This is a genomic window from Nonomuraea turkmeniaca (assembly GCF_005889735.1).
Taxonomy (GTDB): Bacteria; Actinomycetota; Actinomycetes; order Streptosporangiales; family Streptosporangiaceae; genus Nonomuraea; species Nonomuraea turkmeniaca.
On the sequence record NZ_VCKY01000062.1, the window covers coordinates 22,580 to 45,639 of the forward strand.

Annotated in this window: 27 protein-coding genes and 5 pseudogenes; 18 read left to right on the forward strand and 14 right to left on the reverse strand. The window is 69.1% G+C overall.

Annotated elements, in window-relative coordinates; all coding sequences use genetic code 11:
• Positions 1-138: 138 nt before the first annotated feature.
• From ETD86_RS19795 to ETD86_RS19805, 3 genes and pseudogenes are all read left to right on the forward strand, one after another.
• Positions 139-627: pseudogene (locus ETD86_RS19795) on the forward strand (transposase); the annotation flags it as partial.
• 358 nt (positions 628-985) lie between these two features.
• Positions 986-1,219 carry a hypothetical protein gene (locus tag ETD86_RS19800; RefSeq protein ID WP_211370167.1) on the forward strand — a complete coding sequence of 78 codons (234 nt, stop codon included), beginning with the start codon at positions 986-988 and terminating at the stop codon, positions 1,217-1,219.
• Positions 1,220-1,293: 74 nt separating this feature from the next.
• A complete protein-coding gene (locus ETD86_RS19805) occupies positions 1,294-1,557 on the forward strand; it encodes a hypothetical protein (protein WP_211370168.1) in 264 nt (87 codons plus the stop codon).
• A gap of 157 nt (positions 1,558-1,714) precedes the next feature.
• Here the strand turns inward: ETD86_RS19805 and ETD86_RS19810 are convergent, their stop codons facing one another.
• From ETD86_RS19810 to ETD86_RS19820, 3 genes are read right to left on the reverse strand one after another with little or no spacing between them, the layout of a single operon-like run.
• Positions 1,715-2,233 carry a DoxX family protein gene (locus tag ETD86_RS19810; protein ID WP_211370169.1) on the reverse strand — a complete coding sequence of 173 codons (519 nt, stop codon included), beginning with the start codon at positions 2,231-2,233 and terminating at the stop codon, positions 1,715-1,717.
• Between the two features lie 34 nt (positions 2,234-2,267).
• Positions 2,268-3,503, reverse strand: a complete 1,236-nt coding sequence (locus ETD86_RS19815; RefSeq protein ID WP_138667640.1) for an FAD-dependent monooxygenase — start codon at positions 3,501-3,503, stop codon at positions 2,268-2,270.
• 18 nt (positions 3,504-3,521) lie between these two features.
• Positions 3,522-3,881, reverse strand: a complete 360-nt coding sequence (locus tag ETD86_RS19820; protein WP_138667641.1) for an ATP-binding cassette domain-containing protein — start codon at positions 3,879-3,881, stop codon at positions 3,522-3,524.
• A 66-nt stretch (positions 3,882-3,947) separates the two neighbouring features.
• Between ETD86_RS19820 and ETD86_RS19825 the strand changes: the two genes are divergently transcribed.
• Positions 3,948-4,562, forward strand: a complete 615-nt coding sequence (locus ETD86_RS19825; protein WP_170223166.1) for a TetR/AcrR family transcriptional regulator — start codon at positions 3,948-3,950, stop codon at positions 4,560-4,562.
• Between the two features lie 447 nt (positions 4,563-5,009).
• Here ETD86_RS19825 and ETD86_RS19830 read toward each other — a convergent pair whose 3' ends face one another.
• Complete coding sequence (locus ETD86_RS19830; protein ID WP_138667643.1) at positions 5,010-6,056, reverse strand: hypothetical protein; 1,047 nt, start codon at positions 6,054-6,056, stop codon at positions 5,010-5,012.
• Here ETD86_RS19830 and ETD86_RS19835 point away from each other — a divergent pair.
• The gene (locus ETD86_RS19835) at positions 6,013-6,366 is read left to right on the forward strand and encodes a hypothetical protein (protein WP_211370170.1); all 354 of its coding nucleotides are present in this window, start codon (positions 6,013-6,015) and stop codon (positions 6,364-6,366) included. The genes ETD86_RS19830 and ETD86_RS19835 overlap by 44 nt on opposite strands.
• A gap of 146 nt (positions 6,367-6,512) precedes the next feature.
• On the opposite strand, the gene ETD86_RS19840 is transcribed toward ETD86_RS19835, so the two are convergent.
• On the reverse strand, positions 6,513-6,893 hold the full coding sequence (locus ETD86_RS19840; protein ID WP_138667644.1) for a hypothetical protein: 381 nt from the start codon (positions 6,891-6,893) through the stop codon (positions 6,513-6,515).
• A 277-nt stretch (positions 6,894-7,170) separates the two neighbouring features.
• Between ETD86_RS19840 and ETD86_RS59165 the strand changes: the two are divergent.
• Both ETD86_RS59165 and ETD86_RS19845 read left to right on the forward strand, forming a co-directional pair.
• Positions 7,171-7,344: pseudogene (locus tag ETD86_RS59165) on the forward strand (Tn3 family transposase); the annotation flags it as partial.
• 25 nt (positions 7,345-7,369) lie between these two features.
• Positions 7,370-7,906 (forward strand): annotated as a pseudogene (locus ETD86_RS19845) (Tn3 family transposase); the annotation flags it as partial.
• Between the two features lie 103 nt (positions 7,907-8,009).
• On the opposite strand, the gene ETD86_RS19850 reads toward ETD86_RS19845, so the two are convergent.
• Both ETD86_RS19850 and ETD86_RS19860 read right to left on the reverse strand, forming a co-directional pair.
• On the reverse strand, positions 8,010-8,600 hold the full coding sequence (locus ETD86_RS19850; RefSeq protein WP_138667645.1) for a DinB family protein: 591 nt from the start codon (positions 8,598-8,600) through the stop codon (positions 8,010-8,012).
• A gap of 534 nt (positions 8,601-9,134) precedes the next feature.
• A complete protein-coding gene (locus ETD86_RS19860) occupies positions 9,135-10,100 on the reverse strand; it encodes an NADP-dependent oxidoreductase (protein WP_138667647.1) in 966 nt (321 codons plus the stop codon).
• A gap of 122 nt (positions 10,101-10,222) precedes the next feature.
• Here ETD86_RS19860 and ETD86_RS19865 point away from each other — a divergent pair, with 122 nt between their 5' ends.
• The 6 genes from ETD86_RS19865 to ETD86_RS58245 all read left to right on the forward strand — a co-directional run bounded on the left by ETD86_RS19865 (position 10,223) and on the right by ETD86_RS58245 (position 15,090).
• Positions 10,223-11,209 carry a GlxA family transcriptional regulator gene (locus tag ETD86_RS19865; protein WP_138667657.1) on the forward strand — a complete coding sequence of 329 codons (987 nt, stop codon included), beginning with the start codon at positions 10,223-10,225 and terminating at the stop codon, positions 11,207-11,209.
• A gap of 310 nt (positions 11,210-11,519) precedes the next feature.
• Positions 11,520-11,945, forward strand: a complete 426-nt coding sequence (locus ETD86_RS19870) for a VOC family protein (protein WP_211370174.1) — start codon at positions 11,520-11,522, stop codon at positions 11,943-11,945.
• Positions 11,946-12,023: 78 nt separating this feature from the next.
• The gene (locus ETD86_RS19875; protein ID WP_138667649.1) at positions 12,024-12,524 is read left to right on the forward strand and encodes a pyridoxamine 5'-phosphate oxidase family protein; all 501 of its coding nucleotides are present in this window, start codon (positions 12,024-12,026) and stop codon (positions 12,522-12,524) included.
• A gap of 176 nt (positions 12,525-12,700) precedes the next feature.
• Positions 12,701-13,108, forward strand: coding sequence for a YciI family protein (locus tag ETD86_RS19880; protein WP_138667658.1), 408 nt, complete (start codon positions 12,701-12,703; stop codon positions 13,106-13,108).
• Positions 13,109-13,112: 4 nt separating this feature from the next.
• A complete protein-coding gene (locus ETD86_RS19885; protein ID WP_138667659.1) occupies positions 13,113-14,291 on the forward strand; it encodes an RNA polymerase sigma factor in 1,179 nt (392 codons plus the stop codon).
• A 76-nt stretch (positions 14,292-14,367) separates the two neighbouring features.
• Entirely contained in the window at positions 14,368-15,090 is a 723-nt protein-coding gene (locus ETD86_RS58245) for a recombinase family protein (protein WP_246148018.1), read from the forward strand.
• Positions 15,091-15,153: 63 nt separating this feature from the next.
• Here ETD86_RS58245 and ETD86_RS58250 read toward each other — a convergent pair.
• Positions 15,154-15,726: pseudogene (locus ETD86_RS58250) on the reverse strand (MBL fold metallo-hydrolase); the annotation flags it as partial.
• A complete protein-coding gene (locus tag ETD86_RS19900; protein ID WP_246148019.1) occupies positions 15,720-16,319 on the reverse strand; it encodes a dihydrofolate reductase family protein in 600 nt (199 codons plus the stop codon). The pseudogene ETD86_RS58250 and the gene ETD86_RS19900, both read right to left, overlap by 7 nt.
• Before the next feature lie 71 nt (positions 16,320-16,390).
• Between ETD86_RS19900 and ETD86_RS19905 the strand changes: the two genes are divergently transcribed.
• From ETD86_RS19905 to ETD86_RS19915, 3 genes and pseudogenes are all read left to right on the forward strand, one after another.
• Positions 16,391-16,888, forward strand: a complete 498-nt coding sequence (locus tag ETD86_RS19905) for a winged helix-turn-helix transcriptional regulator (RefSeq protein WP_138667651.1) — start codon at positions 16,391-16,393, stop codon at positions 16,886-16,888.
• Positions 16,889-17,488: 600 nt separating this feature from the next.
• The gene (locus ETD86_RS19910; protein ID WP_138667652.1) at positions 17,489-17,905 is read left to right on the forward strand and encodes a YciI family protein; all 417 of its coding nucleotides are present in this window, start codon (positions 17,489-17,491) and stop codon (positions 17,903-17,905) included.
• Positions 17,905-19,120, forward strand: a pseudogene (locus ETD86_RS19915) (RNA polymerase sigma factor). The gene ETD86_RS19910 and the pseudogene ETD86_RS19915 overlap by 1 nt, the downstream one beginning before the upstream one ends.
• Here ETD86_RS19915 and ETD86_RS19920 read toward each other — a convergent pair.
• On the reverse strand, positions 19,085-19,333 hold the full coding sequence (locus ETD86_RS19920; protein WP_138667653.1) for a hypothetical protein: 249 nt from the start codon (positions 19,331-19,333) through the stop codon (positions 19,085-19,087). The pseudogene ETD86_RS19915 and the gene ETD86_RS19920 overlap by 36 nt on opposite strands.
• 95 nt (positions 19,334-19,428) lie before the next feature.
• On the opposite strand from ETD86_RS19920, the gene ETD86_RS55265 reads away from it, so the two are divergent.
• On the forward strand, positions 19,429-19,566 hold the full coding sequence (locus ETD86_RS55265; protein WP_170223167.1) for a hypothetical protein: 138 nt from the start codon (positions 19,429-19,431) through the stop codon (positions 19,564-19,566).
• A 31-nt stretch (positions 19,567-19,597) separates the two neighbouring features.
• Positions 19,598-20,305, forward strand: a complete 708-nt coding sequence (locus tag ETD86_RS19925) for an alpha/beta hydrolase (RefSeq protein WP_138667654.1) — start codon at positions 19,598-19,600, stop codon at positions 20,303-20,305.
• A 161-nt stretch (positions 20,306-20,466) separates the two neighbouring features.
• Here ETD86_RS19925 and ETD86_RS19930 read toward each other — a convergent pair whose 3' ends face one another.
• From ETD86_RS19930 to ETD86_RS19945, 4 genes are all read right to left on the reverse strand, one after another.
• On the reverse strand, positions 20,467-21,366 hold the full coding sequence (locus ETD86_RS19930) for a virginiamycin B lyase family protein (protein ID WP_138667655.1): 900 nt from the start codon (positions 21,364-21,366) through the stop codon (positions 20,467-20,469).
• A gap of 2 nt (positions 21,367-21,368) precedes the next feature.
• A complete protein-coding gene (locus tag ETD86_RS19935; protein ID WP_211370171.1) occupies positions 21,369-21,782 on the reverse strand; it encodes a carboxymuconolactone decarboxylase family protein in 414 nt (137 codons plus the stop codon).
• Positions 21,779-22,189 (reverse strand): MerR family transcriptional regulator, encoded by a 411-nt coding sequence (locus tag ETD86_RS19940; protein WP_211370172.1) that lies wholly within the window; start codon positions 22,187-22,189, stop codon positions 21,779-21,781. Before ETD86_RS19940 ends, ETD86_RS19935 begins: the two co-directional genes overlap by 4 nt.
• Before the next feature lie 252 nt (positions 22,190-22,441).
• Positions 22,442-23,060: NADP-dependent oxidoreductase (locus tag ETD86_RS19945; protein WP_138667656.1), on the reverse strand; the 619-nt coding region annotated here is incomplete at its 5' end.

Genomic DNA, 23,060 nt, shown 5'->3' on the forward strand with positions numbered 1-23,060 from the left:
GAACCGGCTGCGTACCGCCATCGTGCTGTGGCAGGGCTGTCCCAACGCGGTCACCCTCATCATCGATTCTCAGTCGGTGAAGGGATCGGAGACGGTCAGCAAGTCCACGCGCGGATATGACCCGCGAAACGAACGAACGGGAGGAAGCGACATCTTTTGGTCGATCCGGACGGGCTCCAGGTGATGGTCATGGTCACCCCGGCCGACATGGCCGACCGGGACTGCGCCCGCGACCTGCTGTTCCGGCTGCGCCTGACCCACCCCGAGATCACGCTCGTCCGGGCCGACTCCGTCTACGCGGGAGCGTTGATCGAGTGGGCGCGCACCTTCCTGAACCTCACCGTCAAGGTGGTCTCCCGGCCGCGCGGTGCTCAGGGTTTCGTCGTGCTGGCCAAGCGCTGGGGGGTGGAACGCAGCCCGTCGTGGGCGCTGCGCGCCCGCCGCAACATGCGCGACCATGAACGGCTGGCCCCAGAACAGCACAATCGTGATCATCTGCTCGGCGACCATACCGATGACGCGCCGCCTCACCCGCAGCGCCCTCGCCAGGTCGTCCTGGGGAAAGGTTTCGTGACCGCACCGCTGCGGGTTACCGTGCCTCGGAACCCATCAAACGAGAGACGCTGAGCCGCAGCCATACGGCCGCGAAACCCTTGGTGAGTGCCCTCATGGGATCTCGGACCGAGCAATGCCTGAACTACGAGGCACCATTGCGCCCGCCCGTCGCCCGTGGCGGGCAGCCTCGCCAGTACTGTTCCGACGCCTGCCGGTGGGCCTTCGGCCAGACACGCGCCAGACGCTGGCGCCCGCTCACCCAGCGCCACCAACGTCAAGACGGCACCCGCAAGCAGCGCCGCCATCTCCGTGGCCAAGCTGAACACCTCGCTCGGGCAGCCGGGAAACTGGCCCTCGACCTGCACGCGGAAGACCTCGCTCCGCCCACCCGGCAGACCGGCTGGAAAACCGATCACCTGCCCTGCTGTACGTGAACATCGCGGTCAGCCTGATCACCGCCATCGGCGTGGCCATCGCGTGTGCCTCCGGTATCCCGGCGCTGCTGCGCGTGTGGGGCGCTTGGGCGGTCGTAGCCGGGCTGATCCAGCTGATCATGGGGGTCACCCGCCGCAAGATGGGCGGCCAGTGGCCGATGATCATCAGCGGCGGCATCTTCTTCCTCATCTCGGCCATCCGCCTCGGCCGCGCCGCGGAGGGAAACTGACATGGACAGCAACACGTACGACGTCGTCGTCATCGGGGGCCGGACCGGTCGGGGCGAACGTCGCCGACCGGGTGGTGCAGGGCGGGCTGAGCGCCGCCATCGTCGAGCGCGAGCTCGTCGGTGGGGAATGCTCCTACGGGGCCTGCATGCCGACCAAGGCGTTGCTGCGCAGCGCGGCGGCGTTGCGGGCGGCGCGTCAGATGCCGGGAGAGCGCGAAGCGGTGACCAGCGGTCTCGACGCGGCCGCGGTGCTGAGCCGCCGGGATTCCTTCGCCTCGCATGGGAAGGACGATGGTCAGGTCGGCGCATCCATGATCAGGTTCGGATATGGGAGTTGACGAGACCTTCTGAGGCTTGCCGAGGAGAACGACTGGCTGCCGTTCCCTCCGCGTGAGCCTTGCTGGGCGCTTGGCCTGTGAGCCACGGCAGCGGCCACGGGTGTAGGCGGTCAAGTGTGGGTGAGATGGGTTCGCTGCACTTCGCGTCGCAGAACACTCAGTGCTTCGGCGCCTCTCCTTCCGTGAGCCCTGACTTCTCCTCGGCGCTGAAGTCGGCTGATCTTGCCGCCCAGAGGGCCACGGCGATGTAGACCAGTTGCTCGGGCACCCGGAGCCACAGCGGGGTGGCTTGTTCGCCGGCGAAGCGGATGTCGGCGACGGCGGCGTAGATATTGGCCGGAAGCACGAGCACGAAGAAGATCGCGAGCGCGATCCCCGCTAGGCGGCGTGTCGGCGTCATGACCAGGCCGAGGGCGCCGAGCAGTTCCAGTACGCCGGTCGCATAGACCACCAGGCTGGGGAACGGGACGAAGGGCGGCATGATCGCGACGAGGTCTGCGTGGTTCGGCATCGCTGAGACGCTGGCCGGGACGAAGTGCGCGCTTGCCGTGATCACGAGCATGAGCGCCATGGCGTGTGCCGCGCTGGTCGGCAGGGTGGAGAATCGTCGCACGCCGACCGCCCCGAGTAGCCGGAAGATCACTACACCGGTCGGAATGATGATGAACGGGAACACTGGCCCTCCCTGGGGTGGTCGCACTATCCATGTGTCAGCGGGTGCCGACTCGGCCTGCTGATGCGGCGGGCGGCGGGGGGTAGTCGTCGAGGGTCATGGAGTTGTAGAGGCGCGCGCTCTTGGTGGCCAGGCGCAGGAGGGCGCGGCTGGGGCCCGCGGGGAGGGCGGAGAGCAGGCGGGCGCCTTGGGCCAGTCCCGAGACGCCGAGCCGGGATGTGGGGATGAGGGTCTTGGCCGCGCTCAGCGCGACCGCGCGGCTGCGGCGTACGTGCTCGGTCATGGCGTGTTCGTAGGCGGGGAAGGCGCGCTCGTGCTCGCCGGCTGCCTGCGCCAGTTCTCCGGCTAGGACGTAGGCGCCGACGACGGCCAGGCTGGTGCTGCCGCCGACGGCCGGGCCGGGGCAGTAGCCTGCGTCGCCGACGAGCGTCACCCTCCCTCGTGACCAGGTGCCCATGCGGAGCTGGCTGATCGAGTCGAAGTAGAACGCCGGGGTGCGGTCGAGCTCGCTCAGCCAGCGGTCCACCTCGGGGTGCATGCCGTCGAACGCAGCGCGCAGCAGCGCCTTTTGCCGGCGCACGTCGCGGTGGTGGTAGTCGAGCTCGCGCTCGCTCCGGAACAGGAACAACGCCCGCGCGTCGCCGAGGTGCCGCGCGCCGTACATGCCGGCAGTGCGGCCCACGCCGACGTGCATGAAGAGCTCGCCGTCGAGGTCGGCACCGTTGGGCAGGGTCAGCACCCCGAGGTAGGCCCCGATGAAGGCGCTGAAGCGGGACTCCTCGCCGAAGACGAGGCGGCGCACGTTGGAGTGCAGCCCGTCCGCGCCGACGACGAGGTCGAAACGGCGCGGCGCGGCGTTCTCGAACCGTACCTCTCCGTTGGGCGAGATCTCGGTGATCGAGTCGCCGAAGACGTACTCGACGTCGTGGCACGTGGCGTCGTAGTAGATCTCGCTCAGGTCGTCGCGCATGATCTCCAGGTGCCGGTCGGAGGTGGCGCTGAAGATCTTGGTGAGGTCCGCCCGGACAGGGCGGCGCGCGCCCTCCTGGTGAATGGTCATCCGGTCCGTGCCGGTGGCCCGCTCCTGCATGCGCGCGAGCACGCCCATCTTCTCGGAGATGTTCACCGCGGGCCGGAACAGGTCGACCGCGTGGCCACCGGTCTTGCGCAGAGTCGGCGCGCGCTCGACGACGGTGACGGACATGCCGTGCCTGGTGAGCCAGTACGCCACGACCGGACCGGCGATGCTGGCGCCGGAGATGAGAATCCGCATGCCACCCCTCCTTGCCATTCAGTCCACCCGTACGGCGTGGATCCCGGTGAAGGCCGGCAGAGGGGTGGCCCGCGGCACGTCCTGGAGCATGGGCGTATGTCCGAGGCCGGTCACCGCCACCCGGCCCGGATCGCCTCCGCCACGGTCAGCACGTTGTGGCCGAGGACGCGGGCGGTCCCGCCGTCCGGCCGGGGTCAGCGTGGTCAGGATGCGGATCGTGGTGGTCGTGCCCGCCCCGCTGGGGCCGACGAACCCGAACACCTGACCGCACCGGACTGTGCGCTCGATCCCGCCCAGCACCCGGTTGTCTCCATAGGCGTTGATCGGGCCGCGCACCTCGATCGCCGGATGATCTCCACCTAAGCTCTTCTTTGACATGCCGTAAGACTTATCTATCTCTTACAGCTTGTCAAGGTTATGGCCGGATGCCCTACCATTCTTGGAATGGCCAACCCGCACGACACCGCCACGCCGCCACGACGCCGCCGGTCCGACGCCCGGCGCAGCATCGACGCCATCCTCAACGCGGCCCGCATCGTGCTCGGCGAGCGGCCCGATGCGACCATGGAGGACATCGCCGCCACGGCCGGCGTCACGCGCCAGACCGTCTACGCGCACTTCCCTTCACGCGACGCACTCATCGCCGCCCTCGTCGAGACCGCGGCCGCCGAATACGCCACCCTGCTCGACGACGCAGACCTCGACACCGCCCCGCCCGCCGACGCGCTGGCCCAGTTCCTCAGCGCCGGCTGGCGATTCCTCGGCCGCTATCCCCTCCTGCTGAACGCCGGCGCCGCCCAGATCCCGCGGCCCCACAGCGATCCCCACGACACCGCGCCCCCGCGGCTCGAACGACTCATCCAGCGAGGCCAGCACACGGGCGACTTCGACCCCTCACTCCCCGCAGCCTGGCTCGCCGCCGCCATCCTCGGGCTCCAGCACACCGCCGCAGCACAAGTCGCAACCGGGCACCTCACCACCCACGAGGCAGAGGCGCTGTGCTTGGAAAGCACGCTGCGCCTCTGCGGCGGGCAGGCACGTCGCCGAGGACTGTCCTGAAGATCTTGGCCGGTGGGTCGGCCGCGATGACCGCCGGGGCCCATGGGGTGGTGGCGGTGAGTCTAGATGTTGCTGATGTGGTGACAACGATGGCATGCCCGGCGGCTATCAGCAGCGCGAGATGCACGAGGTGACCGAGCGCCTGGAGCGGAGCGTAGCCTCCCCTCGGGCGGGCTGTCCCTTCCGCATGAAGTCATCGGGCCCTCCGCCTGCCGGGTAGTCCCAATGTGCATTGCGGCACCGAGGCTCCTCGGAACCGTGCGTGCCGCTCCTTGCGGCACGCGGCCCGGCACGCCCCGAGGGATGCTTCAGGTCAGATGTGCCGGGCTTCTGCGCTGACGGGCGAGATCACCGCGGTGGCAGAGAATGCACTCACACGTACACCGGGGTAGAGCTGGGTGCACCGCTGGCGCGGCGAATGGCCAGCGTGCCAGCGGTGCCGGGGGCTCAGAAGTAGAGGGTGGACGTGACGCTCTGCCCGTTCCAGGTGGCGGTGAGGTCCGCCACCCGGTCGGCCGGGATCGCGTCCCCCACGGTGATCGGGAACGCCGCGCCGGGGCTTGCCGGCGGGATGGTGACGGTGGCGGGGACACTGACGCTGGGGCTGTCGCTTGCCAGCGCGATGGTGGCGCCGCCCGGGTTGGGCGCCGACCCGATCCCCACGGCCCCGCGCACGGTCTCGCCGGGCTGGAGGCCGCCACCGCCGGACAGGGAGAACGTGTCGGGCACGACGACGAGCTCATGGGTGACCAGCGAGGTGCCCAGGTCGGCGGACGGGGTGACGACCGACGCGGTAGCGGCCTCGGTGACCCTGACGGGGAAGCTCGCGCTCACGCTGCCCGCGGGGACGGTGACGTACGGCGGGACGTACACGCTGGGCCCGTAGCTCGTGTTGGACCAGAGGGCGACCGTGATGCCGCCGGTCGGTGCCGGTTCCTTCAAGGTCACGGTGCCGGTCACCGTGGCGCCGACGAGAGCCGCTGGGGCCGAGAAGTCCAGAGCGGTCACGGCGCGGATGGCTGGGTCGGCGGGCAGGATCCTGACCTCAGCGATCGGCATCAGCGCCGAGCCGGGCACCTGGGCGTGCAGCCGGGCGAGCGTCTCCTGCTTGGGGGCGCCGATGCGGAAGGGGAAGGTCACGCTGGTGGCGCCGGCGGGGACGACGGCCCTGCGGCCGGTGGATGCGCCGTAGATCAAGTCGTAGCTCAGCGAGACAACCACGCCGGCGGCCGGTGCCGGACGGTCCAGCGTGATGGTCTGCACCGCGCCGTCGCCGCCGGTGATGACGGGCGGGGAGACGCTGCCCGAGCGTAGCTTCGGCAGATCGGAAGGGCTCGGCGACGGGGCCGGAGTGCTGGCAGGGACGACTGCGATCGTCTGCCGCTGGACGACGGAGCCGTAGGAGGCGGTGATGGTCGCCGTGGTCGGCGCGGTGACCTCACGGCCGGTGATGACGGCCGAGCCCGCCGAGGCCGTTGACTGGCTGAAGAGCACCTTCCTCAAGACTGAGCTCGAGCTCGGCCACTGCCTGCGCCTACCCGCCGAAGGCCCCTGCGAGTGCGACCTCTATCTGACCTGCGCCAAGTTCGTCACCACCCCGGACTACGCCCCACGACTCCGGGCCCGTCTGGAGGTCGAACAGCAGCTCGTCCAGGACGCCGACGAACGCGGCTGGACCCGCGAGGTTGAACGGCACACCGCCGTCGCCCGCCGTCTCACCGGCCTGCTCACCGACCTCGGCGAGACCACCGCTCCGGGTGACGGCAACTCTTCAGGAAGGTCATCATGCACGTCGACGGACTGAGCGAGCCGATCACATCCATCGCGAGCCCACAGCATGCTCGATGCGCAGCGCCGACGAAGGAGGCGTTGCGAGCCCACCGCTCGGGTTGATGTCACCCGAGGAAGTAACTGAGAGTTACATCTGGAATCTGGGACCGTAAGTGGCGTTCACCAGCAGCGGAGGTCCCCGATGCCAGAGGAAATCGTGTCGACGCCGACCGATACGTGGTCGGCGGACTCCTGCAAGGCGCTGACACTCAGCTCGGAGAAGTCCGCGTCAGTCCGCATGAAGGGAGCTGCCTCGTAGTACCGCTTGATCTCCTCGGGTGGGCGTTCGGTGCGGAGGCTGAAGGCGAAGCCGGCCCAGCAGTCGCCGGAGTCTCCGGTCACGGGCCCCTGAGGTTCGGACCCGCCGAACGTCGTGCCCGGTGGCAACGGATGCTTGAGGGCTCGATTCTCGAGGCTCGCCAAGCGGTGATCGGTGATCCACTGGGGGGCCATCGCGGCGGCGTACAGCAGGAGGAAAGGCGTGGCGGCGATGGCCGCCACGAGTGACACCCGCTTCCGAGCAGATGGCCGGGAAGTCTCACCCACAGGTCGCACTCGCCAATGATCACATAAGAGTCGCAGGCCCGCGCCGGTTCATTTCTGCGAGCACTGAACGTCATCAATGTTACTCAGCGCTACCTTGCGTCCGGTCGAGCTGACCCGAGTGGTGGGCCTTGCGCGGCGATCGCCCCCAGCCTGGCAGGCGGGTACCGAAGTGATGGCGATCGGTCGGCCTGAGCGGGCGACAAGCCTTGACAGTGTCCATATAAACTCCGACATGGTGTTCGGCCTGTTCAAGATCCTCGGCTACAACTTCAGCCCGCGGTTCCGCGACCTGGACGACCAGCGGTTCTGGCGGGCCACGATGCCCGGCGTCGAGACGGGCACATACGGCGCGGTGGAAGACCTGGCGCGCAACCGCGTGAACCTGAACAAGGTGATCAGGCACTGGCCGGACATGCTGAAAGGTCGCCGGTTCCCTGGTCATCAACCAGGTCCGTGCCTACGGCCTGCTGCGCATGTTCGGACGCGAGGGGCGCCTGACTCCGCTGGGTACGGCGTTCGCGGAGTACGGGCGGATCGCCAAGACCGAGCACCTGCTGCGCGTGGTCGACCCGGTCGACGGCACCTGCCGGAGGCAGATGAACCGGCAGCTCACCGTCCAGGAATCCCGCCACAAGCTGGCCCGGGACGTGTGCCACGGCAAGCGCGGACCCATCCACCAGGCGTACCGGGACGGCATGGAGGACCAGCCCGGCTCGCTCAGCCTGGTCCTCAACGCCATCGTGCTCTGGACGACCCGTTACATCGATGCCGCCGTCGCCCAGCTCCAGGCCGAGGGCCACGAGATCCGCGAGGAGGACATCACCCGGCTCTCCCCGCTCAAGCACCGCAACCTGAACCTGCTCGGCCGCTATAGCTTCACCGCCTCGACCCCGGCCGCCGGCGCCCTCCGCCCGCTGCGCGACCCGGACGCGCCCGAGCTGGACGAGGACGACGAAGGCGTGGACTGAACGCCCACATCGGGTGACGCTGGCATATCAGGTGGTGGCCGGGGTGCTCGGAAATCGCAAGCACCGGTAGGTGAGCTGATGTGAGGCTGCCTGATATGTCAAACTAAGCCGTGATTGGTGCGGCCGATCTGGCGGCCTGCTCGATCTTCGCGCAGTAGGCTGCACGAGCTTCCTCGTCGATCTGCTTCTCGTGTTCGGCGCGCAACCCGGTCCGGCCGTCGAGGCCCTCGCGCAGGATATCGGCGTGCCCGGCGTGCCGGATGGACTCGCCGAGGACATGGACCATGATGGCGAACAGGTTCGTGTGCCAGGCCGGCGTTGACTCCGGCCACCACGGCACGTGGCCGGGGGCGTCGAGGGGAAGCTCGTTGATCGTCGCGTCCGAGTGTTCCCACGTGCGCCGGTAGAACCCGATGATCTGATCGCGGGTCTCGTCCTCGGTCGCCCACAGATCGCTGCCGTCGGAGTCCTGCCACCGGGGCAGCGGTTCCGGGGAAGGGCGGTCGAAGACCTCGCCGAAGTACCTGGCCTCGACGGTGGCCACGTGTTTGACCAGGCCGAGGAGGTTGGTCCCGGTCGCTGTCAAAGGTCGGCGGGCGTCGTATTCGGACAAGCCGTCGAGTTTCCAGAGCAGCGCCTTGCGGTCCCGCCGCAGTCTCCCATGCAGGGTGTCTTTCGCGAATTCATCGATCATGCGGCATGAGCCTGCCATGGGCTGCTCATGGTCTCAAGTTCCCGTACGTGGTCCGCAACGACTGTCAGAGCCGAGGCCTGGCCATGGCCGCCGTTGTTCACAGTCACGGACGGCACTGCCTCGCGGCGAAGAGCGGGCGCCGTCGCCGGCCTCTGGCGGCGGCGAGGGCGTAAGGCCGAACGGGGCGGCGGAAACGGGCAGGCTGGACACCCTCACCAGGGTTCAACCCTGCGACCGAGGATCGAACCCTGTCCGCCTGTCGTCAAACGACTACCCCGGCGTTCGAGTTCCTCTCGCCGACAGGAAGAGGCGCCGACAAGGCGGATGATCGCCGCTCGGTCGGGGAAGACGCTGACCACGTCGGTGCTGCGGCGGAACTTTCGTAGGGAGTGTCCATATCGTGGTGGCTTGTAGCCTCTGGTGCTCTTGAGCTTCCCGAGCCTGCTGGCCCTGGCTCGATGGGCCGGTCGCATCATTTCGTCACGGTAGAAGGGATTCTGAACGTCCAGCCCAGGGACCTGGCGCCGGTGCACGTCATCCGGTGACAGTGAGCACGATCTTTCCGGTGGTACGGCCGGTCTCGCCGAGCTCGTGGGCCTTGGCCGCCTGCTCGAACGGCAGGACGGTGCCGACCTCGACGCGCAGCCGCCCTGTCTCGACGAGCTCGGCGATCGTCGCCATCGCGGCGTTGTCCGGTTCGACGAGGACGGAGCACGCCCAGATGCCGCGCTCCCCGGCCTGACGAATGAGGTCCTCGTCAGGCTCCGATGCGAGTTGGACAAGGGTGCCACCGTCTCGCAGCGTCCGCAGGGAACGCACCCCATAGTCACCACCGATGCTGTCGATGACCAGGTCGACGTCGTGGACCGTCTCGGCGAAGTCCCTCTCGGCGTAGTCGATCACGTCGTCGGCGCCCAACTCACGTACGAAGGCGTGCTTGGGCGTACGAGCGGTACCGATCACGTACGCGCCGAGATGCTTGGCGAGCTGCACGGCCAGATGGCCGACCCCGCCGGCCGCGGCATGGATCAACACGCGCTGGCCCGGCTGCACGTTCGCGGTGTCGTACAGGACCTGCCACGCGGTGAGCGCCGCCAAGGGCAGCGCCGCGGCGTGCACGTGGTCGAGGCCGGCCGGCTTACGGGTGAAGTGTCGTGACGGGGCGGTCACGTACTCCGCGTAGCCGCCCGCCTTGTGCGGGAAGCGGGGCATGCCGAAGACCTCGTCACCCGGCCGGAAGCGGGTGACCCCGAGACCTACCGTCTCGACCACCCCGGACACGTCCCAGCCGAGGATGGCGGGAGGGTCGCTCAGCAGCCTGCCATGCGTCCGTGACTTCCAGTCCGTCGGGTTGACGCCGGCCGCGTGCACCCGGACCAGGACCTCCGTCGGCATCGGCGCAGGACGGTCCACCTCCGCCAGGGTCAGCACCTCGGGGCCGCTCGCGGACTCCTGGATGATCGCGCGCATCCGTGCCGCCGCCGTCGTGTCTTCGCTCATGGGAAGAACGCTCCTTCAAAGCCGGGGTGAGTGCGTCGCGACTGCGGCGCCGGTGACCAGCCTCGGCGATGGACGGGCCCGGAAGAAGTGGCATGATTGCCATTGTGCGCAAGGATCACGCCATGCATCGCGTCGTCGTGCTCGCCCTCGACGGCGTGATCCCGTTCGAGCTGAGCATCCCGTCCCGCGTTTTCGGCACCGCCGTGGGCCCGAACGGCGAACCGCTGTACGAAGTCATCACCTGCACCGTCGACGGCCGCCCCGTACGGACCACGGCGGACTTCACCATCGCCGTCGAGCATGGAGCCGAAGCCCTCGCCACCGCGGACACCCTGATCATCCCCGCCGCCTACGGTTCCGAGATGATCCACGAGCTGGGACGGCTGCCGGACGCGCTCCACGCCGCGCTCGCGACCGTGCGGCCGAGCACTCGCATGGTGTCGATCTGCGTCGGGTCGTACGTGCTGGCGGCGATGGGTCTGCTCGACTGTCGGCCGGCAACCACACACTGGGGCCATGCTGATCACTTCCAGCGGCTCTTCCCCGGTGTCCGGGTGGATCCGGATGTGCTGTTCGTCGACGACGGCGATGTGCTGACCTCGGCGGGCGCGGCGGCCGGGGTGGACCTGTGCCTGCACCTCGTCCGCCGCGACCACGGCAGCGAGGTGACGAACCAGGTGGCTCGTGGCTGTGTGGTCCCGCCATGGCGCGAGGGCGGCCAGGCCCAGTACATCGAACGGCCCGTGCCGGCGCCGTCGACGGCCAGTACCGCACACACCCGCGCCTGGGCCCTGGAACGCCTGCACGAGTCGCTGCCGCTGCCGGAGTTGGCCGCGCACGCGCGGATGAGCGTACGCACGTTCATCCGCCGCTTCCGCGAGGAGGTCGGCATGCCGCCGGGCCAGTGGCTGATCCGGCAGCGCGTGGACAGGGCTCGTCATCTGCTGGAAGCCAGCGACCTGCCCGTCGACCTCATCGCCCGCCAGACCGGGTTCGGCACGACGTCCTCACTCCGCCACCACCTGCACGCGGCGATCGGCGTCTCGCCGATGGCCTATCGGCGCACCTTCCACACGCACGAATCGCCACCCGAGCACGCCGAGGTCTGACGCATGGGGGCCGCATGACCCACGAAGAGCGTTCTTTCCACGATAGTGGCGCAGGTCTCGCTGAGACTTGGGGCTTCATGGCCCGGCTGAGCGTCAGGGTTGGCCTCGCAGGATGGCGAGAGGGTCTCTGACCTGCGGTGCTTTCGTCCGGAGCGGTACGACTGGCGCGTGACGCGAACTGCCACGTCAAGAAGTTCTCGAAGAAGATGGTGCAGAGGATGTCGAGAACGGCTTGGCAGCTCCGTCTCAGGGGCAGGCGCGGCCAGCGTGGCCGTACTACACGAGGAGACCCAGCATGACGATCCTGCGGATGGACAACGTCGGCATCGTCGTCGACGACCTCGACGCTGTAATCGCGTTCTTCGTGGAACTCGGCATGGAGCTAGAGGGCAAGGCGCTGATCGAGGGACGTTGGGCGGCACGTGTCGTCGGGCTCGACGACCAACGAGTCGACGTGGCGATGATGCGGAGCCCGGACGGCCACGGCCGGATCGAGCTGGCGAAGTACCACACGCCGAAGGCGATCGGCGGCGTGCCGGAGGACGCCCCGGCGAACACGCTGGGCATTCGCCGCATCATGTTCGCGGTCGACGACATCGACGACGTCATCGCCCGCCTGCGCACCCACGGCGCCGAACTCGTCGGCGAGGTGGTGCAGTACAAGGACATCCACCGGCTCTGCTACATCCGCGGCCCCGAGGGCATCGTCGTCGCACTGGCCGAGGAGCTCGGCTGACGGCCCGTCGCGGCCGACCTGCGACCAACCAAGAACGATCCGGTGAATGGACCGAGAACGACAACAGGAGGAGTAACCGTGCGACCGAACGAGATCACCGAGGTACTGAACCGACCGATCAGTCAGGAGCTGCTGGCTCGCGACGTGACCCGCTTGGCCTACGTCGCCAAGGACGGCACACCTCGCAATGTCCCGATCATCTTTGCCTGGAACGGCTCGGAGATCGTCATGTGCACGCCGAAGAACGCTCCGAAGCTTCAGGCCTTGAGCGAGAACCCGATGGTTGCCCTGACGATCGACACCGAGGTGCACCCGCCCATGATCTTGCTCATCCGTGGCCGGGCCGAGCTGGACTTCGTCGATGACATCCCGGAGGAGTACCTCCAGGCGACCAGCACCTACGAGATGACGCCCGAGCAACGGGTCGTGTGGGAGGCGGAGGTGCGTTCGCTCTACCACGACGGCATGGTCCGGATCGTCGTGACCCCGACCTGGGCGAAGCTGATCGACTTCGAGACGACTCTGCCGAGCGCGGTCGAGGAGCTGATCCGGCAGCGGGAGGAGCGTCAGCGCGCCTGAGCGCCGCACAGTCGCCCGCGCCGGGTGGATCGCCCACGCCTCAACCCCGCCACCACGGTAGGTGGAGTCTGTGAAGTCGCCGGGAAATGCCGCGAAGGGATGTCGAGAACCCCCACGCGGTTTCGTCCCAGGAAGAACACGGCCACAATGGGCCGTAGCGCACTGAGGAGAACATGATGGCCAAGTACCTGCTGCTCAAGCACTACCGGGGCGCGCCGGCACCGGTCAACGACGTGCCGACGGACCAGTGGACGCCGGAGGAGCTATCGGCCCACGTGCGGTACATGCAGGACTTCGCCGCTCGGCTCGAGGGCACCGGCGAGTTCGTCGACACCCAGGCGCTCACCCCGGAGGGCACGTTCGTCCGCTACGACGGCGAGGGGCGGCCACCGGTCACCGACGGCCCGTTCGCGGAGACCAAGGACCTGATCGCCGGCTGGATGGTGATCGACGTCGAGACCTACGAGCGGGCGCTCGAGCTGGCCGGCGAGTTGTCCGCGGCTCCGGGTGCGGGTGGCAGGCCGGTCCAGGAGTGGCTGGAGGTGCGCCCGTTCCTGGCGGCTCCCTCGACCATCACGGAGTGACATGGTGGACGAGGCCCTGCTGCGGACCCTGACCCCCGCCGTGCTCGGGACCCTCGTCCGTCGCGGAGCCGACTTCGCGTCGGCCGAGGATGCCGTGCAGGACGCCCTGGTCGAGGCCGTGCGCGTGTGGCCGGACGACCCACCGCGAGACCCCCAGGGCTGGCTGGTCACCGTGGCCTGGCGGAAGTTCCTCGACGCCGCCCGCGCCGACACCTCCCGGCGGCACCGCGAGGTACGCGTCGAGGCGGAGCCCCTTCCCGGCCCGGGCGAGGCGGTGGACGACACGCTCCACCTGTACTTTCTGTGCGCGCACCCGTCCCTGACACCGGCTTCGGCCGTCGCGCTCACGCTGCGCGCGGTCGGCGGCCTGACCACGAAACAGATCGCGCAGGCCTACCTCGTGCCGGAGGCGACCATGGCCCAGCGGATCAGCAGGGCCAAGCGGACCGTCTCAGGCGTCCGGTTCACCCAGCCCGGTGACGTCGCTACCGTGCTGCGCGTGCTCTACCTGGTCTTCAACGAGGGCTACTCCGGCGACGTCGACCTCGCCGGTGAGGCGATCCGGCTCACTCGCCAGCTGGCGGTCAAGACCCACCATGAGGAGGTCGCGGGCCTGCTCGCGCTCATGCTGCTCCACCACGCGCGGCGCCCGGCACGGACCGGCCCCGACGGCAGGCTCGTGCCTCTTGCCGAGCAGGACCGCAGCCTGTGGAACACCCGCCTGATCGCCGAGGGCGTCGACGTGCTCCAGGCGGCCCTCACCCGCGACCGCCTGGGCGAGTTCCAGGCCCAGGCCGCCATCGCCGCGCTGCACGCCGACGCCCAGACGGCCGAGGAGACCGACTGGGTACAGATCGTCGAGTGGTACGACGAACTGGTGCGTCTCACTGGCAGCCCGGTGGCCCGCCTCAACCGGGCCGTCGCGGTCGGCGAAGCCGACGGCCCGCGGGCCGGCCTGGCCGCTCTGGCCGGGCTCGATCCCGCTCTCCCCCGCCACGCCGCCGTCGCGGCGTACCTGCACGAGCGTGACGGTGACCCCGTGACCGCGGCACGGCTCTACGCCGAAGCCGCCCGATCGGCGCCCAGCCTCCCCGAACGCGACCACCTCACGCGACAGGCGGCACGGCTCAACACGCAGCTGCGCAGTCGAGCGGCGGGTGGCAGGCATTCACCGACCCGATAGGGACGGTCTGCTCAACCCTGCTGGCCGGCCGACGTCGAACCCGACCTGATCCAGGCCGCCCGCGACCACCAAGCCCGTGACGCCGACGAGAGCGAGGGCGTCCCGCACGACGTCCCTGCCGGCGCAGCCGCCCCCGGGCCTGCGGGGCGGCACCGGGACGACAGCCGCCGTCCAGGACCTGACCGGCCGCACGGTCACCGGGAAGGTCTTCGAGGAGAAGATCAGCGGCAAGCTCGCCACCGACGACCGGCCGGACCTCCTGAGCGCGCTGGGCTACATCCGCGAGGGTGACCTGCTGACCGTCCGAGAGGTCGACCGGCTCGGCCGCAACCTCCTGGAAGGGCTGATCGTCCTCAACGACCTGTTCCAGCAAGGCCTCGTCGTCAAGGTCCTGGAAGGCATCGCGGCCGGCGAGCACACCGAACGGTCCCTGGTCCTCGACATCGTGCTCGCCCTGGCCGAGGACCGGCGCCGCGACATCATCCGCAAGACCAAGAACGGTCTGGACCCCGCCCGCGCACGCGGCCGGGTCGGCGGCCGCCCCCCGTTGTCGAGGACGACAAACGCGCCGCGCGTACCGGCTGTCGCACACCGATCGCTAGCCGGGCGTCCCGTCGCGCTCGCTTCTTCGGGCGAGGCGCTGGACTTGCCCGTTGTGCACATCGCTTACCCACTCCCAGCCGGGCTTGGCCGATGGGCCGACCCGCGGGTCACTGGGAACATGGCCCTCACGCAAGGCGAGCACGTACGCCCGATCCAGCTCGATCCGTGCGTGTACCTGATCGGCTCCGCCGACTGACCCGTGGCCAGGGACGACGACATCGACGTCGCCCGCCACGCCCTCCAGCAGCCGCAGCGCTACGAGGCAGTCCTCGATCGGGTCAACGGTGCCGTCCAAGTCGAGCATCGGAATCAAGACATCAGAGAGCATGTCGCCGGCGACGAGAACCCCGCGTTCTTCGATGAACAGCGCCGCATGACCCGGTGCATGCGCTTGATGCTCGATGATCCGGACTTGAGGGCCATCCCATGGAATCTGCGTCGTCTCGGCGGGCAGGGCGGTGATGTCGCCGAGCAGGTCCAGCGGGACCTTCCCGGCGATTTCCGTCTCGAGCAGGTGGGCGGCGATGCGGGCCTTCGCGTCCGGGTCGGACAGCTGCTCCCGGACGGTGGCCGCGCAGCGGGCCGTGCCGTAACGAGGGGCCGCGCCGAGCTGGGCGTGCCAGAGTAGGTGATCCCAATCCGGATGCGTCGAGAAGCCTGCCACAACGGTCTGGCCCGAATCGGACAGGTCGTTCGCGAGGCAGGCCATTTCGTGGTCCTGCACCCCGGGGTCGATGAGCAACACGCCGGCCCGGCCGTGCACGACAACGGCGTTGCTCTGGACGAACTCGCTCTCGTGGACCAGCACACCCTCCGCGACCTGCCTCAGCACGAGCTCGCCTCCTTTGCATCCCGGATGGCGTAACGATGCATCGTGACGCCCTGCTCGAACGATCGCTGCTCGAGCAGGTCGAGCTCGATCGGCATGTCGTAGTCGTCGAACAGCGGCCTGCCGAAGCCGAGGATCGCGGGATGGGTCCAGAGCATCAACTCGTCAAGAAGCCCCGCCCGGAGCAGCTGCGTCGCGAGCGCCGCGCCGCCCACACTGATGCTGCCGTCGGTTCCGGCCCGCAGGGCGGCGAGCTGCTCGATCACGTCGTCTCCGCCGATGATCCGGGTGTTGTGATCGGCGCTGAGGCGCGTGCGGGAGACAAGCACCTTGGGCTTGGCGGTCCAGATCTCGCCGTACTCACGCATGTAGTCCGGCAGTGACGCGTCCTCGCGCGCCCGTGGCCAGTATTCCTCCATGACCTCGTAGATGACCCGGCCGTGGACCATGAGCGCGAGCGCCCGCGTCTGCGCATTAGCCTCGCGGTGCAGTTCCTCGTGGATACGCAGCCACTCGCCAGCACCGTTGTCCCCAGGAACTTGCTCGATCCGCAGGTCGAGGGACACCTGCATCGAATAGACGAAGCGGCCCATCATCGCCTCTTCCCAAGAGTGATTGTACTCTGCAACTACTATAGGTAGGGGGAAATACGTGTCAAGGAGGAATCGTGGAACCACGGTCCGGGTGTCCGATCAACGCCGCCGTCGAGGTGCTCGGAGATCGCTGGTCGTTGCTCGTGCTTCGCGACATCATCTTCGGCGACCGCCGCTACTTTCGGGCGCTGCTCACCGGGTCGATCGAGGGCATCGCCTCGAACATCCTCGCCGACCGCCTCGTGCGGCTCGTCGACGCAGGGATCCTCACCCGCGGCACCGCCGCGCGGGGGCAGCGCGCTCGCTACAGCCTCACTGAAGCCGGCATCCAGACTCTTCCGATCATCTACGCCCTCGGCAACTGGGGCCTCGACTGGCGCCCGGGCAGCGACGAGCTCCGGAGCCGGCAGCAGCTCATGCGCGATGAGGGTCCGGCGTTCATCGAGGAGCTCATGGACGAGCTTCGCGTCCGCCACCTCGACGCCCCGCCGAAGCCGCACGACGGTCCAGGCCCGTTCGAGCGCCTCGACGCCGCCTACGCCGCGGCCGCCGAGCAAGAACACGTCGATTAACGGTGACGGACCGGCCCCCGCCCTGACCTTCTTGGGCTACTGCATCGGAACGCCGGCGACGATAAGAGGCGTCCGCCGGGCTCCTTAACGTGACTGGCCGTTCGGTTGCTGAGCGGACTCGGTGGCGGTTGCCAGCTTGCCGGCGGCCGAGTAGGTCAGGGTCCAGTTCCCGTCAGAAGGGGCGGATAGCCGCGTTCTCGACACCGCGCCTCGCTGACGCGCGCCGCCCGGATGGCGACGCTTGACCGCAGCGGGCAGACGCGCGGATCGCGGCAAGAGCGTGCGCCGCGGGCGAAACGCCGCTGAAGATTCCCGTCGCCATCTCTTCAGCCAGGTAGCGGGAAGGAATCACTGGCCGCGTCCGAATGGTTTCCCAGATCCGTGTGAGCGTTGCCACCTTCCAAAGATGCGACGTTAAGCTTTTCTGATTCAGCAGGGCGTCCGCGTCATCGGTTCGACGGGCGAAACGCGGCTCGGAGGGATCGGCTGCGTCGTGGCGAGAGATTTTTTCGGGACTGTGTCGATCCGTGCGCCGCTCGTTCGACGTGTGGGTGCGAGTGCGAGGGCCGAGCGGCGGCCCCGCCGGACGAGGAGAACACGATGCCGAAGTACATGCTGATCATGCGGGGCACCGATGAGTCGAACGCGGCCATGATGGCTTCGATCGACGAGGCGATGGCCGCGACCGGCCGGTTCATCGAGGAGATGATCAAGGCCGGTGTTCTCCTCGCGGCCGAAGGGCTGGACCATCCGGGCCGGAGCGTCGTGGTCGACTTCAGCGGCGAGGCCCCGGTGGTCACTGACGGCCCGTACGAAGAGACCAAGGAGCTGTTCGGGGGCTACTTCCTGCTCGATGTCGCCTCGAAACAGGAGGCGGTCGAGTGGGCCAAGCGGGTCCCGGCGGTCCCCGGGTCCAAGATCGAGGTCCGCCGGGTGGCCGGGAGCGACGAGGTCCCGCAGGACGACAAGTACATCGCCGAGGAGCATGCCCGGCGCGAGAGCAGCGACCAGATCTGATGGGTACGGCCGACGTGGAGGCCGTCTGGCGGATCGAGTCGGCGCGGATCGTCGCCGCGCTGACCCGGTTCACCGGCGATTTCGGGCTGGCCGAGGACGCGGCCCAGGAGGCGGTGGCAGAGGCGCTGGTGTCATGGCCGCTTGCCCCTCCGGCCAATCCGGCCGGCTGGCTGATGGCCACGGCCCGGCGGCGGGCGATCGACGCGATCCGCCGCCGAGCCGCCCTCCAGGACCGATACGCCCTGCTGGCGGCCGACTCGGCGGTCGACGAAGAAGTCGACCCCGACAAGATCGATGACGACGTTGCTGGCGCTGATGTTCGTCAGCTGCCACCCGGTGCTCTCCCCCGAGGCCCGGGTGGCGCTGACCCTGCGCGTGGTCGGCGGTCTGTCCAGCGAGGAGATCGCCCGCGCGTTCCTCGTATCCGTGCCGACCGTGCAGGCCCGCATCACCCGGGGCAAGAAGACGATCGCGGCGGCCGGGGTGCCGTTCGAGCTGCCGCGGGCCGCCGAGCGCCGGGAGCGGCTGGGCGGCGTGCTCAGTGTCCTCTACGTGATCTTCACCGAGGGGTCGACGGCCACGTCGGGCGACCGGCTGCTGCGCCCCGACGTCGCGTACGAGGCGATCCGGCTGGCCCGCACGCTGGCCGCGCTGCAGCCGGACGAGCCCGAGGTGCACGGCCTGCTGGCGTTGTGCGAGCTGACGGCCGCGCGTTTCCCGGCCCGGACCGGCCCGGACGGTTCGCCGGTCCTGCTCGACGAGCAGGACCGGCGGCGGTGGGACTTCTCGGCGATCCGCCGTGGGCTGGCCGCGCTGGCCAAGGCATCGACTCGCGGCCTCGGCCCCTACGGCCTGCAGGCCGCGATCGCCGCCACCCACGCGTCGGCGCCCTCCGTCGAGGCGACCGACTGGGACCGGGTCGTGGTGCTCTACGAGGCACTCGGCCGGGTCGCGCCCTCGCCGGTGGTCGAGCTCAACCGGGCCGTCGCCGTGGCCATGGCCTCGGGTCCGGCGCAAGCCCTGCCCATGGTGGACGAGCTGATCGCCTTGGACCGGCTCCCCGGTTCGCATTTGGTTCCGACCGTGCGCGGTGAGCTGCTGGCCCGGCTCGGACGGCGACCGGAAGCGCGCGCCGAGTTCGAGCTGGCGGCCCGGCTCTGCGCCAACCAGCGCGAACGCTCAGTGCTGCTGCGCAAGGCGGCCGCGCTGGGCTGACTTCTCCAGCTTCCCGGACGCGGACGGCGGGAGCGGGGCGAACCCGGTGAGAAACTCGCCCACGGTCGGCGCGTCGAGCCCGTCGGCGACGTCGACGGCCGCGCGCAGCACCTCCTCGGCCTCGTGCGCGGTGATGTCCACCGCGCGCGGAGTCAGTCCGGCCTGGGCCGGGAGATCGGCGGCCCGGCGGCCGACCGCTACGAGATCGGTCACGGGGCCCAGCGTCCTTCGAGTCATCGCGTCTAGCGATCGAGTTCATCGGAAACAATCGCTTTTCACAATGACGCCTGGCTCCTAGTGTGGCTGGCATGACAATAACCGCCGTTGCACGGACCAAAGCTCGAAGCCCCCTCCTGCTCGTCGGGGCCGCCCTGGCGATCGTCGGCGGCGGCATGATCGTGGGGCTCGCGGTCGCCGTCATCGTGCGCTCCGAGTTCTCACGATAAATCCGGGTTCCAACAATCAAGGGAGAGTCCAATGAGCACATTCGTGTTGATCCACGGCGGCGGAGACGTCGGATGGTCCTGGCACCTGGTGGAGGCCGAGCTACGAGCGCGTGGGCACGACGTGCTGGCTCCCGACCTTCCGGGTGATGACGAGTCGAAGACCCTGGCGGACTACGCCGACGCGGTGGTCGAGGCCGTCGGTGACAAGCAGGACCTGGTCGTCGTGGGCCACTCGTTCGGCGCGTTCACCGCCCCGTTGGTCGCCGATCGGCTGCCCGTCGATGTGCTGGTCCTCCTGGCCGGCATGATCCCGTCGCCGGGTGAGTCGCCGGATGAGTGGTGGGCCAACACCGGCTACCAGAGTGCGGTGGCGGAGCAGGCCAAGCGCGATGGCGGTTTGACCGGCAGCGCGGATCCATTCGTGAGCTTTTACCACGATGTACCCCGGGCGCTGGCCGAGGAGGCGATGAGCAAGGAGCGCGACCATCCGTCCACGGCCGCATCGGCCGCTCCATGGCCGTTGGATGCGTGGCCGAACGTGCCGACGAGGTTCGTGCTCTGCAGCGACGACCGCTTCTTCCCGCCCGACTTCTTTCGCCGGCTGGTGCCCGAGCGCCTGGGTATCGTCCCCGACGAGATCCCGGGCGGCCACTGCGTCGCACTCAGCCGCCCCAGAGAGGTGGCGGACCTGTTGGCGAGCTACGCGGCTACCGCGTCTGCCACGAGGATCGAGCAGTGAACCGTTCCTTCCCCACGGCGACGTTGCCGAGATCGCGGCTGCGTTTGTGCGAGAGCGGAACCGGCTTGGGCCCGATCGGGCCACAACCGGAACGCACCCGTGACCAGCGGCTCGACACCCCACTGGCATTCGATCCTCCAGGGCCGGTTGGGTGCCGGGCCTCAGCTTCGTGGCACCTGGTACAGGGCGCCGTCGCCCCAGGTGGCGGTGTGCAGAACCCCGTCCGGGGCGGCGGCCAGCGCCACCGGGGAGGCGAGCCCCGACATCACCGCCACGGCCTGGCCGTCCCTTTCGATCCGCTTGATCTGGCCGCCGGACAAGTCCACGGCGAACAGGCGGTCGTCGCGGTCGACGACCAAGCCCACGCCCAGGCCTTGGAAATCGTCGGAGAACGGCTCCGCCTTGCCGTCGCGCGTGATCCGGGAGACCACGCCGCCGACGTAGTTGGACACGTAAATCGTTCCTGCGGAGTCCTCGACGACCCCGACCGGCGTGTTGAGACCACCCGCCACGCGGCTGACCGCGCCGTCCGGGGCGACGCGCATGATCTCGTCGCTGGCCCTGTTGCAGACCAGCAGGTTGCCCCGGGAGTCGAAACTGATCCCGGCGGGGGTATGGAAACCGGTGGCGAAGGTCTGTCGTTCTCCGGAGGGCGTCACCCGGTGGATGACGTCGTCCGAGTAGCTGGCGACGTACAGATTGCCCTTGCCGTCGATGGCCAGGCCTGACGGAGAGGAGATCTCGGCGAAGGTGGAGCGACGTCCATCGGACGTGATGCGCTCGACCGTTCCCGCGGACCAGTTGGACACGTACACGCTGCCGTCCGGGCTGTAGACCATGCCGGTCGGGGAAGAGAAGCCGGTGTGCAGCGGAGCGCCGGGGGTGGCGGAGGACCCCGGAGAGGCGGGGGTCCCGGTGGTGGCCAGGCTGGGCGCCGGCGTACCAGCCCCGACCCGCGGCCGTCCGCCGTCACCGGCGCATGCCGACAGGGCGGTCACCAGCAGGGCGCCCGCGACCAGCACGCGCGGCCCGTTCAAACCGGAGACGAAGGGGAAGCGCATGATCAAACCTCCCCGGGACGTCCGGCGCCGACAGGCAGCAGGCCACGTTCGGCGAAGACACGCTTGGCCACGAAGACGGCGTTGAGCACCTTCGGGAAACCGCAGTACACGCTGCTGTGGATCAGCGCCTCGACGATCTCCTCGGGCGTCAGCCCCACGTTCAGCGCGGCGTTGAGATGGACCTCAAGTTGCGGTTCGCAACCACCGAGGGCGGTCAGCACGCCGATGGTGACCAGTTGCCGCTGCCGCGGCTGCAGACCCGGCCTGGCGTAGATGTCGCCGAAGGCGTGAGACACGATGTGCCTGGCCAAATCGGGTGCGATGTCGCGCAGGGAATCAACGACCCGGTGACCGCTCTCCCCATCCACGGCGTCCAAGATCGAAAGGCCGCGCGCATATCGTTCGTCCTCCATCATCGCTCTCCTTCCAGCAGTTCCTCATAGTGGGCGATCTTGTTATCCAGGGCACGGTTGTTCTCCCGCAAACTGCGGATGCGCCTGTCGACGCAGTCGCGGTGCTCGCGCAGCAGGGCCAGGCGCTCTGCAACGCTGGCGTCCCCCTCGCGGCGCTGCTCGGCGAAGCGCTGCATGTCGGCGATCGACATGCCCGTGTCGCGCAGGCGGAGCAGGAAGGCCAGCCAGTCCATGTCGCCGGCCGCGTACCGCCGGACGCCGCCGGCTGTGCGGCGCACGCTGTCGATGAGGCCGGCCTTCTCGTAGTACCGCAGGGTGTCAGCCGACAGACCCGTACGCCGGGCGACCTCGGCGATGGGCAGCGTCTCATCCTCGACGAGGGCGGACGCCGACGGTGATGTCATGGTCATGGCGGTAACGCTAGAAGTTGGAGCGCGCTCGAACGCAAGCCCGGACGCGGATGCCGCCATTGCCTGGGGGATCACGGATGCCGGGCAGAGCGATCGTGGTGAAGCCGAGATCGGCGTGCGCGGGTGTAGGACGACGCTGAACATGGCCACACCTAGGCGGCACTCGGACCAGCCGTCCATCCCGCGCGGGTCAGGGAGATCCTGGCGGGGCGGTGTCGGCCGCGTCCAACCGCCAGCCGGGTCCTCCGGCCATCAGGACTGCAGGTCCAGGACGAGCTTGCCGCGGGTGTGACCCTGTTCGCCGCGACGGTGGGCCTCGGCGGCTTGGTCAAGTGGCAGCACCCGCTCGACCTCGACGCTGACCGCGCCCTGGTCGATCAGGGAGGCGATCTTTGGGAGCGCGGCGCCGTCGGGCTCGACCAGGAACGGGGTGACGCACACCCCAGCGGCCTGGGCGCGGTCGCTGAGGTCGGGCGACACTCCAGAGGGCACCGCCACGAGCAGGCCGCCGGGCTTGAGCACCCGCAGCGACCGGGTGCTGGTGGAAGCGTGCTCATCGCCCACCAGGTCGACGACCACATCGACATCCTTCACCATCTCCTCGAAGGAGGCGGCCGTGTAGTCGATGGTCTCGGCGGCACCCAGATGGCGTAGCCAGCCGTGCTTGGCGCTGGTCGCGGTGGCGATGACATGCGCGCCCAAGTGCCGGGCGAACTGCACGGCCAGGTGTCCCACGCCCCCGGCTGCGGCATGGATGAGTACCCGCTGTCCGGGCTTGACATTGGCGGTGTCGATGAGGATCTGCCAGGCGGTCAGCCCGGCCAACGGCACGGCGGCGGCCTGCACGTGGTCGAGGGAGGCAGGCTTGGGG